This is a genomic window from Kordiimonas lipolytica (assembly GCF_001550065.1).
Map to the genome: position 1 here is coordinate 88,865 of NZ_LRUB01000035.1, position 14,005 is coordinate 102,869.

Here is a 14,005-nt window from a genome sequence, read left to right on the forward strand (position 1 = left end):
CATGGCTGAAAAAGAGGCACCATTTCTGCGCTATATGTTCGCCCGCGATCACGGCATTGCGGTGACAGCAATGCTGGACGGTGCGGCTGAAGTCGCCCTGCGTGAAGGCGCGGACCCGATGATGCTTGCCGAAGTGCGGCGTGTCGCTGGACGGCCCCTGAATGTCTCCAGCATGGACAAGAAGGCGTTCGATGCCATGCTTTCCGATATGCATGCAGTTGAGGGCATTGATGCAGGTATCGACAGTGACATGCCTGCCGAAAGCCTCGACAGCGCGCTTGAAGGCATGCCTGCAGCGGCAGACCTTTTGGCCAGCGAAGACGAAGCGCCGGTGATCCGCCTGATCAACAGCCTGATTGCGGAAGCGGTCAAGACCAAGGCGTCGGATATCCACCTGGAACCGTTTGAAAACCGCCTGTCTGTGCGCCTTCGTATCGACGGTGTGCTGAACGAGGTTGCCAGCTTGGCGGCCCGGCTGACGCCATATCTGGTGTCACGCATCAAGGTTATGGCCCGGCTTGATATCGCGGAAAAACGCATCCCGCAGGACGGACGGCTTTCGCTCAAGCTGGGGGACCGCACCTTCGATGTGCGGGTATCCACGCTGCCGTCGCGGCACGGCGAAAGGGTGGTGCTCCGGCTTCTGGATGCCTCAAGCGCGCAACTGACGCTGGAAGACCTGGGTATGCAGGAAAGTGTGCATGCCGGCATACGGGACCTGCTGGCTGAGCCGAACGGCATCATTCTGGTTACAGGCCCGACCGGGTCGGGCAAGACCACCACGCTTTATGCCAGCCTTGCGCTATTGAATGACCAGAGCCGCAATATCATGACGGTTGAAGACCCTGTGGAATATGCGCTTGACGGTGTCAGCCAGACGCAGGTGAACACCAAGGTGGGCATGACCTTCGCCTCTGGCCTTCGGGCCATCCTCAGGCAGGACCCTGACGTGGTGATGGTTGGTGAAATCCGGGATATGGAAACGGTTGAGATGGCCATCCAGGCATCGCTGACCGGCCACCTTGTGCTTTCCACCGTGCACACGAACAGCGCTGTGGCGGCCATTACTCGTCTGCGCGACATGGGCGTGGAACCTTTCCTTCTGGCGTCCACGGTCAAGGGTATTCTTGCGCAGCGGCTGGTCAGGAAGCTGTGCGGCGATTGCAAGAAGCCAGCCCACAATGAGGCATTGGTCCGGGAACAGTTGGGTGCGCAGGCGTCCGAAGCTGCAACGCTTTTTGAGCCCGTGGGCTGCCCGTCATGTGGCGGCAAGGGCTATTCCGGCAGGGTTGGCATCTATGAACTGGTGCGGATAGACGACCAACTGCAGCGCATGATCCAGGACGGCGCGTCCGAAGCCGATATGGCAGACCATGCGTTCCGGAATGCGGACACGCTTTCAGCAAGCGGTCGGGCGCTGGTGATGAAGGGTGTGACCACCGTTGAAGAAGTGATGCGCGTCTCGCGCGTGAAGGAGGCCCCAGGTGCAGGCGTATGATTATACGGCGCTTGACGGCGCGGGCAAAAGCCGGCGCGGCACCATTACGGCAGACGGTGAAGGCGATGCCCGCCAGCGCCTGATGGCCAAGGCGCTCTATCCAACGGACCTGCGGCCCGCCCGCGGCGGAAAGGCCGGTGCTGAAGGTGGCATCCGGCTTACGCAGTTTTTGCGCACTGAAAAGATCAGCCAGAAAGACCTGGCGCTCCTGACCCGCCAGCTGGCCACCATGGTGCAGGCTGCCTCACCGGTTGAGGAAGCCCTGGCCGCACTGGCGCAACAGGCGGAAAAACCAGCCACGCGCAACGTCATCACGCGCGTGCGCGCCAATGTGATGGAAGGCATGCGCCTTTCGGCTGCCATGGGGCTTGAAAGCGCCACGTTTGACACCCTCTTTTGTGCCATGGTGGCGGCGGGTGAAGCGTCGGGCGACTTGGGTACCGTGCTTGCCCGCATCGCAGACCACCGGGAAAAAGCCCAGGAAACCAAAGCCAAGGTGCAAAGCGCGCTAATCTATCCCGCAGTTCTGATGACAGTGGCAGCGGGCGTGGTGACAGCGCTCATGATATTCGTGGTGCCCAAGGTGGTCGCCCAGTTCGACAGTTTCGGCAGTGACCTGCCCATGCTCACCCAGATTGTGGTGGGCGTCAGCAACTTCCTCACCAGCTACGGCCTGTGGCTGTTGCTTGGGCTTGTGCTTTTGGTCGTGGGCAGTGTGCTTGCGCTCAGGCGGCCGCCTGTTCGGCTGTCGGTTCACGGCGCGCTTCTCAGGCTGCCGCTTGTCGGCAAGCTGGTGCGCGCGGTCAACGGTGCTCGGTTCGCACGCGCCTTCGGCACACTGGTGCAGGGTGGTAGCCCGGTGCTGGAGGCAATGACAGCGGCAACCCAGACAGTGAAAAACGCGCAGATTCGCATGCGCCTTGATGCTGCGGGCACGCAGGTTCGCGAAGGCAAGGGCGTGGCAGCTGCCCTGAAGGCGGTTGACGGCCTGCCGCCCATGCTTGGCTATATGGCGGCGGCTGGCGAACGCAGCGGCCAGTTGGGGCTGATGCTGCACAAGTCAGCAGACTATCTGGAAAGCGAATTCGACGGGTTTACCAAGTCGGCACTCAGCCTGCTTGAACCCATGATCGTGATTTTTATGGGCGGCATTGTCGGGGCCATTGTGCTCTCAATCATGCTGCCGATCCTGAGGCTGAACAGCCTCGTGTTGATGTAAGGAGACCCGTGATGAACAAGGTCTGGACCAAACTGAAAGCGGCCTTCAAGGCGTCTGCGCGCAATGAGGATGGCTTCTCGCTGATTGAACTGATGGTGGTGATTGTGATCATCGGCCTCCTGACCACTGTTGTTGTGGTGAATGTGCTCCCCAGCCAGGACCGGGCCATGGTGGAAAAGGCGCGCGCCGATGTGCAGACCATTTCCCAGGCGCTTGAGATGTACAAGATGGACACGCTCAGCTACCCAAGCCTTGAAGAAGGCATTGACGTGCTGGCCAGGGCGCCAAAAGGTGGCCTGCGCACCGAAGGCTATATCAAGGGCCTGCCGCGTGATCCGTGGGGCAACCCCTATCAGTATCTCATTCCGGGCGAACACGGCCGGTTTGATGTCTTCTCCTACGGCGCGGATGGCCGTCCGGGCGGTGAAGGCCTGAATGCCGACATCGGCAACTGGACCGAACAGGAAGGCTGATCCCGTGCGTAACTGGCGTTCCGATAAAGGCTTTTCCTTGGTGGAAGTGATGGTCGTTGTGGCCATCATCGGCCTTATGACGAGCGCCGTTGTGCTGGCGATGCCCTCAAGGGATGACAGGCTTCTGGACACGCTGTCCCGCACCGGTCGCCTGATGGTGGCGGTGGAGCGCCAGGCCGTAATTACGGGCCAGGTAATGGGGGTGCATTTCTCGGATACGGGGATGGACCTGTTGGTCCTCGGAGACAGTGGCTGGGTGCCGTCGGATGCGACCATTGATGCGGGCAGCGCCAGCTTTGGCGATGCGCGGCTTCTGGATATCACGGTCGAAGGGGCAGTAGTGGATGTCGCTGACACGGATCTGCAGGCCCATGTCTATTTCCTGCCCACGGGTGAAAAGCCGGCCTTTACGCTTACGCTGGCGTCAGGGGCGAAAAAGGGCACTATGACTGTGCCCCAATTGGGCCCTTTTGAGGTGAAGACCGATGGTTGATACCGCAAGAGAAGACGGATTTTCCCTTGTGGAACTGCTGGTTGCGGTCGCGATCCTTGCGCTCGCCGCCGTGTCGCTCCTCGAACATCAGACCCAGGCCATTAGCATGACCGGCGCGGTGGAGTATCGTGCACTCGCTGCGACGGTTGCGGACAACCGTTTGGCCACTGTGCTTGGGCAAACAAATCCGCCACTTTCCGGCATCACCACTGGTCAGGAAACCCAGATGGGCGTGGCCTTTGAATGGCGCCAGACTGTGCGGCCTGCTGACGGCGGCGACCTGATGTTGGTTCAGGTCTCTGTGCGAGCCGCGGACGAGGGACGCGAGCTTGCGGCCCTGACCGGATTTCGGAGGGCTGAATAATGTTATTCCGTATCCGAAATGATGCTGGTTTTTCCCTGGTCGAAACCATGGTGGCGACCTTTATTTTCGCGCTGGTGAGTGCCGCAGGCGTTGCGCTGCTGACCAGTTACCAAAGCGGCCGGGAGATGCTTCAGGCGGCTGATGGGCGGGTTTCGGAAATCACGCTGGCGCGGGAAGTGATAAAGGCCGACCTTTTGGCGGCGCTTGATCGGCCAGCCCGAATGGAAATGGGCGAAGTTCGCGGTTTCACTGGCAGCGCCTATCTGCCGGACGGCCTGAAACTGAGCCTTGTACGCGGCGGCGGCATGCGGGCGGTGCTGGACACAGGTGAAAGCGCGCTCGAGCGTGTGGATTATGTGCTGGAAGGTGACAAGCTGGTGCGCCGCACTTTCAAACGCACAGACATTACAACAGCCAATAAGCCCCGCGACCGGGTCATGCTTGAAGGTGTGAAAGCCATGGCGCTTCGCTTTGAAAGCGAGGGCCAGTGGATTGAGGAATGGCGCCCAGAGGTGGCGCTTAAGCCCTTGCCGAATCTGGCTGAACTGTCGTTTCAGATGGCGAATGGCCGAAGCCTGAGATTTGTTCTTCTGGTTGGAGGGCAGGCATGATGCCGCGCGTGAGTTTGAAAAGGTTGCGGGAAGACCGCGGCGCGGCGCTGGTAACCGTTATGCTGCTGGTGTCCATTATGGCGGCGGGCATGGCGATCAGCTTTGACGCGCTTGGTTTCATGACCAAACGGCATACGGCAAGCCGGATGTTCGAGCAGGCGCGCTATTATGCCCTAGGCGGCGAACAGCTGGCACTAACCGCTGCGGAAAAGCTGTGGAAAGCGAAGGCGAGGTTGGAGGAGGCCAAAGTGGTTTCCTATCCGATCGACGGCGGCCAGATCGAAGGCGTGATCAGCGATGCCAGCAACTGTTTCAATGTGAACAGCCTTGTGTCCAAGGCCGGTAGCGGCGGGTACAAGGCGGACGAGCGGGCCATGGCGCAGTATGGCCGCCTTCTGCTTCATCTTGGTTTTGCCGAGCGCGAAGCAGTGGGGCTGACTGGCGCGCTGGTTGACTGGATCGATAGCGACACGCGCCCTGTCCTTCAGGGGGCGGAAGACTATGACTATGCGGCGCTCGATACGCCATACAGAACCGCCAATACACTGGTTCGGGACCTGACGGAGCTTCGCCTGGTGAAGGGCTATACGCCCGAGGTCCTGGCTCGCGTGGGGGCGCATCTTTGTGCCCGCGACAATACGGCCGATACGGTCCTGAACGTGAATGTGCTGCGCCTGGCAGATGCACCGCTTCTGGCGGCTATTCTTGGGCCGAACGTAAGCCTAGAGTTCGCATCCAGGCTGATCGCCACACGGCCCTCGGGCGGTTATTCGGATATCGCCGATTTCTATTTCGAACGCGCGTTTGAAGGCAAGGCAGTTGAACAGGACATACGCGCCCAGACTGCGGTGAAGCCGCAGCGGGTGGTGAGCCAGGTTCGGGTTCGCTTTCATGACGGGATCAGCCGCCTGACAAGCGAAATCTGGCTGAATGATGACGGGGCTGCCCATGTGGCCAGCCACCGTTTTGGAGTATTTCAATGAGTGAAACCCTTGTCATAAACTTGGGCCATGATGGTCTGCCGGTGGGTGAGGCCCTGCTGGTGGATGGTGGTGCCCTGCGCGGCAGGATTGCCCCAGAGGCTCTCGCGTCAAAGGCGGGCGCAGACACCGTGTTGGTTATCCCCGGTGGCCAAGTTGCAAGTCAGCGGATATCGGTTCCGGATTTTCCCGACGCGAAGCTGATGAAAATTCTGCCCGGGCTTCTGGATGGCAGGCTGGCGCTGGCGCAGGAAGAACGTCATTTTGCCCTGATGGGCACGCGGGAGGCCGAGACAGGCGAGCGCCTTGTTGGTGTGATGGCAAGATCCGTTTTGCAGGCCGCCCTTGGATTTGCTGGTGCTCATGGCCTGCCGGTGCGCGCGGTGGTGCCAGACTATATGCTGCTGCCGGTGCCAGAGGAGGGCGCTGTTGCCGCCAAGATTGGTGAATTCGTTGTTGCGCGCATCAGCGACGGCACAGGCTTTTCTGTTGAGGCTGACTTGGCAGCGGCAATGCTGGGAGAAGCGGGCGCGGCGTCAAAGCAGATGCCTGATGCCGAATTTGAAGAGCTTTTGGTGCATGCGCAGGCAGCGGAAGGCAACCTGTTGCAGGGGGCGTTCAGCCCGCGATCTGGGGTTGCTGACTGGGTCATCTTCTTCCGCCGCGCTGGGCTTCTTGCTGCGGCATCCCTGATGGTGTGGATCGGCGCAAGTCTTTATGCCGCGACGGACAATTTCAATAGGGCCGATACGCTGTATGCCAAGGCCGAAGAGCGTTTCAGTGAAGCGCTGCCGAATGTTGGCCGAGTGGTGAATATGGAGGCGCAAATGCGCCGGGCGGTGCAGGACGTACGCCAGCAGGGCGGCGGTGAGTTCATGATCCTGTCCAGCTTGGCCGCAGATGCCCTAGCCGGTGACGACAGCACCATGTTTGAAGGCGTGCGGTTTGACGGTGAGCGCAGCACCCTGGTGCTGACAGTGACCTTTGCATCCTTTGCCAAGGGCGAGGCCTTTAAGACGCGTTTGGCTGAAAAGGGCCTTGTTGTCACGGAAGGCAGTAGCCGCACTGAAGGCGCACGCGTTTCTTCGGAACTGACGATCAGGAGGCGTGTATGACCGAGTTCTGGCAAAACTTGACGGCGCGGGAACGGGCCATGGTGACCATCGCCGGCGCGTTGGCGGTTTTTGTGTTTGGGTATTTTGCTCTTGTTCGTCCTCTCGTCGCCTACGAGCGGACAAGCGAAAGTGCGCTCAAGCGTGCCCAGGCTGTATACCAGCAGATCGCCCAGGGTGCAGCGGAAGTTGAAGCCGCGCGCGGTACCAAGCCGGGCCGCCCAGGCGCTAAGGAATCCCTCAGGGTTGCAGTGGCACAAACCGCACGGGACAGTGGGGTTGCCATCAGCCGCCTACAGCCTGGCGCTGACGGGGCCCTGACTGTCTGGGTGGAAAGCGTGCCCTCAGCTGTCTTTTTCCGCTGGCTGCAGGAGCTTGGCTCAGCGCATGGCATCGCGCCCGTGAAAGTGCTGGCACAAAAGACTTCGGCTGAAGGCCGTGTCCGGGTGCAGCTAGAGTTCAGGGGCGCGTGATGTCTGGGCGAGCTTTGTTCCTTACCGGGCTTGTTGTCTTCCTGTTGTTCGCGATTGTTCGCGTGCCGGCAAGTGTTGTGATCCCCGTGCTTGGTACGCCGGCAGGTATCGCCTACAGTGGTACAGAAGGAACGATGTGGCAAGGCAAGCTCAGGCAGGTGACTGCATTGGGCCAGCCGCTTGGCGATGCCGCTTTTTCCATCAGCCGACTGTCACTTCTTCTGGGGGCGCCCGAGGCAGATATCAAACTATCTGGCGGTAATCTGCAAGGCGGTTTTCGCTGGAAGACTGACGGCGGCCATCAGATCAGCAACCTTGACATGATGCTGGATGCCAAAGCCCGGTTGGGGCAGCAAGGGATGTCCGGTGCGCTTCGGTTGACCGGTGGATCATTCCGGGTTACGGCCGGTGGCCGTTGCCTGGAAGGGGCTGCCGATATGCGCAGCAATATTCTGGAGCGCGGGTTTGGGGTTGAAGGCCTGGTGCTGACGGGACAGCTGGTTTGCCGGGACGGGCAGATGCAGGTAATGATGCGCGGTACCATGCAGGGGCTGGACATTGCCATCGACGGTAATATTGGCCGTGAAAGCGCGCAGCCCCTGTCGGCAACATTGACACCGGCGGCAGGGGCGGACATACCTGATGAACTGCGCCAGTTGCTGTCGCGTTACAGTTTTACCCCAAGGGCAGACGGCAGTTTGGGCGCGCAATTTGAATTGGATATGTTTCTATGACCAAATTCAACCGGCTCGCGCTCTGCGTTCTGGCTTTCAGCCTCCCGGCCTGTACGAGCACCGGCAGCACGCCGCCAGAAAGCCGCGTGGCTAATAAACCTCAAATGGCTGTACAGCCACTTGGCAGTGACGAAGTGCTGTCCCGGTTCAGCGTGCTGCCCGCGCAATCGTTGGCGGCTGGGGAATGCGGCCTGTTCCTGTGGCTTAAGCGCGATGATGCGCCGCTGGTATTTTTCCAGAAATCTGACGGCTCTGCGGTCATGATGATTGATGGGGTCGAGAGCCCCATGAGGCGGATGTCGCAAAAGGGGCGGATCGCGCTGGAATATTTCGAAAGCCAGTCTTTCGAAACGGCAGACCTCGCGCTGGATGTCACAGTAACGCCTGAAGCGAAGCGCAGTTTGCAGCAGGGACTGAAGCTGCCATCAGGTATGGTGTCGATTGAAACAGCTGACGGCTGGTCTGCGGTACTGCCTGTGATTGGGTTGATCGGCTGTAAGTGATATCAAAACTGTAACAATTGGGCGCTTGGGCAGGTGCTTTGTTGCAGTCTTTTTAAACATTTGTGAAACAGGCCTAAATTGGTTGACCGCACAGCCTAAGCGCTTAGGATCGCTAGTGTTTCTATAAAGCATCATACTTATTGCCGCGGCTTGTCCGCGGCTTTTTTTTATCCCCAGAGCGCCGCTGGTGGGGCGCTGACAGTGCTGCCTTTAAACGTCAGTCCCGGCTCTCGGTCGCGGGCAAGAAGAAGCGGGCCGTCCAGGTCCACGAAGCTGGCGCCGGCGGTCAGCAGCATGGCGGGCGCCATGGCGAGCGACGTTCCAACCATGCAGCCGACCATGATCTGAAGCCCATGCTTGATTGCCTCTTCACGCATCTTGAGCGCTTCGGTCAGACCGCCTGACTTGTCCAGTTTGATGTTGACGCCGTCATAGAGTGTGGCCAGGCGCGGGATGTCCGCAGCCGTGTGGCAGCTTTCATCCGCAATCACGGGGATGGGACGCTGGAGCGATGCCAGCATTTCCTCGGCACCAGCGGGGAAGGGTTGCTCAATGGCTGCAACGCCCAGGTCTTTAAGGGCGGGCACAAGGGCCCGGTAGTGATCTTCTTGCCAACCTTCATTGGCGTCCACAATGATGGCGGCGTCAGGGGCGCCTTCGCGCACCGCACGGACACGGTCCAGGTCATCATCGCCTGCGAGCTTGAGCTTCAGGAGTGGCCGGTGCCCATTGGCTTTGGCTTTCTCGCGCATTTCGCTCGGTGCCGCGACCGATAGCGTGAAGGCAGTTGCTACAGGTTTGGGCTCAGCTAAGCCAAGCATATCCCAGACGCGCTTGCCGACCAGTTTGGCCCGCAGGTCCCATAAGGCGCAGTCCATGGCGTTTCTGGCGGCACCCGCTGGCATAAGGGCTTGCAGTCTGCTGTGGTCCGCCGGTGAGTGCAGGTCTTTCGAAGCGCGTTCAAGCGCTGCGATCACACTTTCCACAGTTTCACCATAGTGCGCATAAGGCACGCATTCACCGCGCCCGGTACGGCCTTCATGGTGAACGCTGGCGGTGACAACCATCGCTTCGGTTTTTGACCCGCGCGAGATGGTGAAGGTGCCAGCGATGGGCCAGGCTTCTTTGGTGAAGGAAAAATCCATGAACGATCCGTGTGTGTTTATGCGCTGCCATTTAGCCAGATTTCATCTGTTCAATAAAGTCTGCAACACAAAGACTGCTCAAGATAGCTTCTCTAACCTGCCTCTTAATTAGGCGTTGTGTGAACGCCTGCCTAAAAATTACTCAACGGTTGTTGAAGCTTTTATGAAACTTATGCCGCTCTACTGGCACAAAAAAAGAGAAGGAAAATAATAATGATAATAATTTCAATTGGTTATTAAAAATATGTGTTTTTCTCAGGGCGAGAAAAATAACTGGCACACAGGTTGCTTTTATAAGGGTGAGCCGCCACAGCAGACGGTTCAAATCTCCGATCCATCGAAGGGTTGAGTTTACATAGCATCGTGTCTGACCGCTGCAGGTTTGCATGGTGTATTTGGCCTCAGCGCAATCGTACCTCCCTAACATAATGCGTTTGCCACGAGGCTTCAGATGAATCCAATGGAGATTGACATGAAATCTGTACTGAAAACTGAAAGCCTGACGAAAACTTTTTCCCTGAGCGCATTTGCTCTGTCACTTGGTCTTGTTATGGCTGCTGCCGCTCCGGCTAAAGCTGTCAGCAACACAGGCCCTGTTACAGGTCCGGATACGCTTGAGGTTGCCGGTATGGCTGGTGTGAAGCCTGATGCCCTTCCCAAGGTAATCAAGGCAGTATCACCAGAATATCCCAGCCACGCAAAAGCCATTGGCCGTGAAGGTTGGGTGATTGTGGAGCTGGATATCGACGAAAAAGGGATGCCATTGAATGCCGAAATCGTCGATGACGGCCCAAGCCCCCTGTTCAAGCGGGCGACACTTCGGGCGATCGAGCAATTCCGTTTTGAGCCAGCCGTGTATGCGGGTGAGCCGGTTGCCGTGACCGGTAAGCGCTACAAGGTGGTTTACGCCTTCCAAGAAAGTTAAGGGAGTTCGACCGCGGCAGTCTGCACACACTGACTTTCCCTTCCCTTCCTTCCCAAATGTCACGTAAGTGACAGGTCCGGTGGGTGCAGATCCTTCCACTGCCGTTTCCCTGGGGCGAGGTCTTTATTTAAGACCTCGCCCCTAACTTATCTGGCACCGTTCCTTTTGATGTGATTTCAAAATAGACAGTGATTAAATATTGATCACGCCCCGACCGGCGCTGCTCCCATTTTACGGCGGATATTCGTGCGTCAGACGGTGTTTTCGTTGCCTGAAAAGTCCATCCAGTCATCTCTTAAACTATGTGTTTTTCTAGGTAAGTCAGCATTTTAGCGGGTTTTTGCCGGGTGGTCGTATGCCGGGCTCTCCGAAAACCCGCGGGCTTTCTGATTCTGGCATACCGCTTGCTGTAATCAAAGTGGAATGACAGGGCTGTCAGACGAGGTTTGTGCGTCAGTAACCACCGGCCCGTTTGTCCGAGTTGAGCGTACATAGAACAGCAGCGCAGCTGCAAACAAAGAGACCGACACATATGGCAGACAAAGACTTGAACATTCTGGTGATTGATGAAGATCCTGGTCGAGCGATGCTTCTGGAGGAGGCGCTGGTCGAGGCGGGTTACACCCATGTGGTAACGATCCAGAGCACCACGAACCTGCATCAGCGCATAGCCGCGCTGGCGCCTGACATGGTGATTGTCGACCTCCAGAATCCTGACCGGGATACGCTTGAGGGCATGTTTCAGGTGACCAAGTCGGTCAAGAAGCCGATCGCTATGTTCGTGGACCAATCTGACGGGGAGATGATCCGCCGGGCTGTCGAGGCGGGTGTCAGTGCCTATGTGGTGGACGGCCTGAAGCGCGACCGCGTGCAGGCGGTTGTCGATGTGGCGGTCAACCGGTTCGAGACATTCCAGCGCCTGACCGACGAGCGGGACGCCGCGCGGAATGCCCTGGCAGACAGAAAGACCATCGACCGCGCCAAAGGGCTGTTGATGGACCATCGTAAGATTTCTGAGGACGATGCCTACAAGCTTATGCGTGGTGCCGCCATGAAGCAGAGCCGCAAGCTAGTGGAGATTGCACAAAGCATCATCACCGCGATGGAGCTTGACGCCCAGTTGATGGATGGAGGCCGCGATGCCGTTTGATGAGTATCCAACAGTCAAGGCCGGTTATATCGCCCTGACAGACTGCGCACCCCTGATTGTTGCCCAGGAACTGGGGTTCGACCGGCAGGCGGGCATCAAGCTTGAACCAATTCAGATGAAATCCTGGAGTGCGGTCCGGGACGGGCTGGCATTCGAGCAGCTTGAATGCGCGCAAATGCCGGGTGCGCTGGCGCTTGCCATGCATCTGGGGATTTCGGGGCTTCGCGTGCCGGTGCGTGTTCCGCTTCTTTTGGGGCATGGCGGTAATGCCATTACCGTGTCTGCCAAGCTGTATGAAGAGGCCATAGCGCTCTTGGGCAGCGAATATGAAGGACCACGGGCGGAAAGCGCGGTTCTGGTAAAGGCTGTTGCCTTGCAGCGAAAGACACGGGGGGAGCGACGCATCCGTATTGGGGTTGTTCATGCCTTTTCCAGCCACAATTATGAAGTGCGGGCGTGGCTTGCATATGCGGGCCTTGATCCTGACCTGGATGTCGAGCTGATTGTCGTGCCGCGCTCCAGGATGCTGGAAGCCTTGGCGACCGGAGAGATCGACAGCTTCTGCGTGGGGGACCCCTGGGGGCAGTTGGCGGTGGAGGCCGGTATTGGTCATATCATTGCCACGAAGGCGGACCTCTATCCCTACAGTCCTGAAAAAGTGCTGGCGTTTCGTGATGCCTGGGTCAAGGGGCACGGCGAGGTGGCCGAGCGCACCATTCAGGCGATTGCCCTGGGAATGGAATGGGCTGCCCAGCTCGAGAACCGTGAAGAATTGGCACTTATCCTGGCGAGCAAGGATTATCTGAATGTGCCGGCAGAGGTGCTGACGCGGGCCTTGGCCTGCAAACCTCAATTGGCGCCAGGCTTTGGGGAGACCTATGTCCCCCGCTATCTTGAGTTTGGTGGTGACTGCATGCCGACAAAGGCAGGGGCCCTGTGGCTTCTGGCACAGATGCGTCGCTGGGGGCAGGCTGAGGCCGGGTTTGAAAAGGAAGTGGAGACTGTTTTCCAGCCACTTGAGACAGGAGGTATTCAGGGGGCGGAACAGGATAATTCCGTCAATGAGGACCCTGGCCGGCTGGCGTTCGATGGTGTGCCTTTTTCGGTGCACGATATTGAAGCCTATCGGCACAAATTCTCTGTGGGAGGGTAACTCGGCCAGTCATTAAAATGGCCAGTCACTAAAGCAGTCAGTCATTCAGCCGATCAGCTGTCCATCACCAGAACGGCTGCCCCCTCAAAGCGGCCATGCCGGAGGTCATCCAGTGCTTTGTTGGCATCCTTCAAGGCATAGGTGTGGGTGCTTGTCTTTACCGGAACGGTCGGGGCTATCTTCAGGAACTGTTCGCCGTCCTCGCGGGTCAGGTTGGCTACAGAACGAATACCCCTTTCCTCCCAAAGGTTCTTGTAGGGGATAGTGGGGATGTCGCTCATGTGAATGCCCGCGCAAACCACCGTGCCGCCCTTGTCTGTGTGCTTGAGGGCTTCCGGGACAAGCGCTCCCACGGGCGCAAACAATATCGCGGCGTCCAGCTTGTGGGGCGGTGCTTCATTGCTGCTGCCGGCCCACGTAGCACCAAGGCTTCGCGCGAAGGCCTGGGCATGTGTGTCGCCTTCCTTGGTGAAGGCATAGACCTTCCGCCCCATGTGAACGGCCACCTGGGTGATGATATGGGCAGCGGCCCCAAAGCCGTATAGGCCGATATGCTCTGCCTCGCCGACCATTCTGAAAGCGCGGTAGCCAACGAGACCTGCGCACATAAGCGGTGCGGCTGCCACATCATCATAGGCGTCAGGAATGGGGAAACAGTAGCGCGCGTCGGCGACCATATGGTCCGCGAAACCGCCATCCAGCGTGTAGCCGGTGAATTTGGCTTGGTCGCACAGATTTTCCTGCCCGTTTTTGCAGTAAGTGCAGGTGCCGCATGTGTGGCCAAGCCAGGGCACGCCAACACGGTCGCCAGTGCGGAAATGGGTAACCCCTTCGCCCAGCGCTTCAACTTCGCCGATGACCTCATGGCCGGGAATAAGCGGCAGTTTGGGCGACTTGAGGTCCCCATCTACCACATGCAGGTCCGTGCGGCAGACTGCACAGGCCTTGACGCGAATAAGAATCTGCCCCGGGCTTGGACTGGGGCAAGGCAATTCCTCAAGCGTCAGCGGGCTCCCCTGTTTGCTCAGTACCATCGCTTTCATCGGTCTTGTTCCCTCCGGCCTATCCATATGGTTCACTCTGCAGCAATATAGTGTCATTATCAGGCCATGGCTTGACGCTTATCAAGGCTGCAATATGGCCAGTGCCTATGGTAGGTGGGATGACAAGGG

At 58.6% G+C, this 14,005-nt stretch carries 16 protein-coding genes; 14 read left to right on the forward strand and 2 right to left on the reverse strand.

Translation table 11 applies throughout. The annotated features are described in order from the left end of the window. Position 1 precedes the first annotated feature (1 nt). Genes gspE through KORM41_RS18335 form a run of 11 tightly spaced genes read left to right on the forward strand, consistent with a single transcriptional unit; the run spans position 2 to position 8,460 of the window. Entirely contained in the window at positions 2-1,498 is a 1,497-nt protein-coding gene (gspE, locus tag KORM41_RS18285) for a type II secretion system ATPase GspE (RefSeq protein ID WP_068151748.1), read from the forward strand. Continuing rightward, positions 1,485-2,717, forward strand: a complete 1,233-nt coding sequence (gspF, locus tag KORM41_RS18290) for a type II secretion system inner membrane protein GspF (protein WP_068151751.1) — start codon at positions 1,485-1,487, stop codon at positions 2,715-2,717. The genes gspE and gspF overlap by 14 nt, the downstream gene beginning before the upstream one ends. Positions 2,718-2,728: 11 nt before the next feature. Continuing rightward, the gene (gene gspG, locus KORM41_RS18295) at positions 2,729-3,190 is read left to right on the forward strand and encodes a type II secretion system major pseudopilin GspG (protein ID WP_068151754.1); all 462 of its coding nucleotides are present in this window, start codon (positions 2,729-2,731) and stop codon (positions 3,188-3,190) included. Between the two features lie 4 nt (positions 3,191-3,194). Next, positions 3,195-3,683 carry a GspH/FimT family pseudopilin gene (locus tag KORM41_RS22075; RefSeq protein WP_068151757.1) on the forward strand — a complete coding sequence of 163 codons (489 nt, stop codon included), beginning with the start codon at positions 3,195-3,197 and terminating at the stop codon, positions 3,681-3,683. Further along, complete coding sequence (gene gspI, locus KORM41_RS18305) at positions 3,676-4,047, forward strand: type II secretion system minor pseudopilin GspI (protein ID WP_068151767.1); 372 nt, start codon at positions 3,676-3,678, stop codon at positions 4,045-4,047. Before KORM41_RS22075 ends, gspI begins: the two co-directional genes overlap by 8 nt. Beyond that, positions 4,047-4,658 carry a type II secretion system minor pseudopilin GspJ gene (gene gspJ / locus KORM41_RS18310; protein ID WP_068151771.1) on the forward strand — a complete coding sequence of 204 codons (612 nt, stop codon included), beginning with the start codon at positions 4,047-4,049 and terminating at the stop codon, positions 4,656-4,658. Before gspI ends, gspJ begins: the two co-directional genes overlap by 1 nt. Then, entirely contained in the window at positions 4,655-5,641 is a 987-nt protein-coding gene (gene gspK, locus KORM41_RS18315; RefSeq protein WP_068151774.1) for a type II secretion system minor pseudopilin GspK, read from the forward strand. The genes gspJ and gspK overlap by 4 nt, the downstream gene beginning before the upstream one ends. Then, on the forward strand, positions 5,638-6,753 hold the full coding sequence (gene gspL / locus KORM41_RS18320; protein ID WP_068151776.1) for a type II secretion system protein GspL: 1,116 nt from the start codon (positions 5,638-5,640) through the stop codon (positions 6,751-6,753). Before gspK ends, gspL begins: the two co-directional genes overlap by 4 nt. After that, the gene (gene gspM, locus KORM41_RS18325; RefSeq protein WP_068151778.1) at positions 6,750-7,223 is read left to right on the forward strand and encodes a type II secretion system protein GspM; all 474 of its coding nucleotides are present in this window, start codon (positions 6,750-6,752) and stop codon (positions 7,221-7,223) included. The genes gspL and gspM overlap by 4 nt, the downstream gene beginning before the upstream one ends. Beyond that, a complete protein-coding gene (gene gspN / locus KORM41_RS18330) occupies positions 7,223-7,957 on the forward strand; it encodes a type II secretion system protein N (RefSeq protein ID WP_068151780.1) in 735 nt (244 codons plus the stop codon). Before gspM ends, gspN begins: the two co-directional genes overlap by 1 nt. Beyond that, a complete protein-coding gene (locus tag KORM41_RS18335; RefSeq protein WP_068151783.1) occupies positions 7,954-8,460 on the forward strand; it encodes a hypothetical protein in 507 nt (168 codons plus the stop codon). Before gspN ends, KORM41_RS18335 begins: the two co-directional genes overlap by 4 nt. Positions 8,461-8,627: 167 nt before the next feature. Here KORM41_RS18335 and dgcA read toward each other — a convergent pair whose 3' ends face one another. Next, positions 8,628-9,605 (reverse strand): N-acetyl-D-Glu racemase DgcA, encoded by a 978-nt coding sequence (gene dgcA / locus KORM41_RS18340; protein WP_068151785.1) that lies wholly within the window; start codon positions 9,603-9,605, stop codon positions 8,628-8,630. A 472-nt stretch (positions 9,606-10,077) separates the two neighbouring features. Between dgcA and KORM41_RS18345 the strand changes: the two genes are divergently transcribed. From KORM41_RS18345 to KORM41_RS18355, 3 genes are all read left to right on the forward strand, one after another. Continuing rightward, entirely contained in the window at positions 10,078-10,530 is a 453-nt protein-coding gene (locus tag KORM41_RS18345) for an energy transducer TonB (RefSeq protein ID WP_068151789.1), read from the forward strand. A gap of 532 nt (positions 10,531-11,062) precedes the next feature. Then, entirely contained in the window at positions 11,063-11,680 is a 618-nt protein-coding gene (locus KORM41_RS18350; protein WP_068151791.1) for an ANTAR domain-containing response regulator, read from the forward strand. Then, the gene (locus tag KORM41_RS18355) at positions 11,670-12,833 is read left to right on the forward strand and encodes a CmpA/NrtA family ABC transporter substrate-binding protein (protein WP_068151794.1); all 1,164 of its coding nucleotides are present in this window, start codon (positions 11,670-11,672) and stop codon (positions 12,831-12,833) included. Before KORM41_RS18350 ends, KORM41_RS18355 begins: the two co-directional genes overlap by 11 nt. Positions 12,834-12,886: 53 nt before the next feature. Here the strand turns inward: KORM41_RS18355 and KORM41_RS18360 are convergent, their stop codons facing one another. Further along, on the reverse strand, positions 12,887-13,876 hold the full coding sequence (locus KORM41_RS18360; protein ID WP_068151798.1) for a zinc-dependent alcohol dehydrogenase family protein: 990 nt from the start codon (positions 13,874-13,876) through the stop codon (positions 12,887-12,889). Positions 13,877-14,005: the final 129 nt, after the last annotated feature.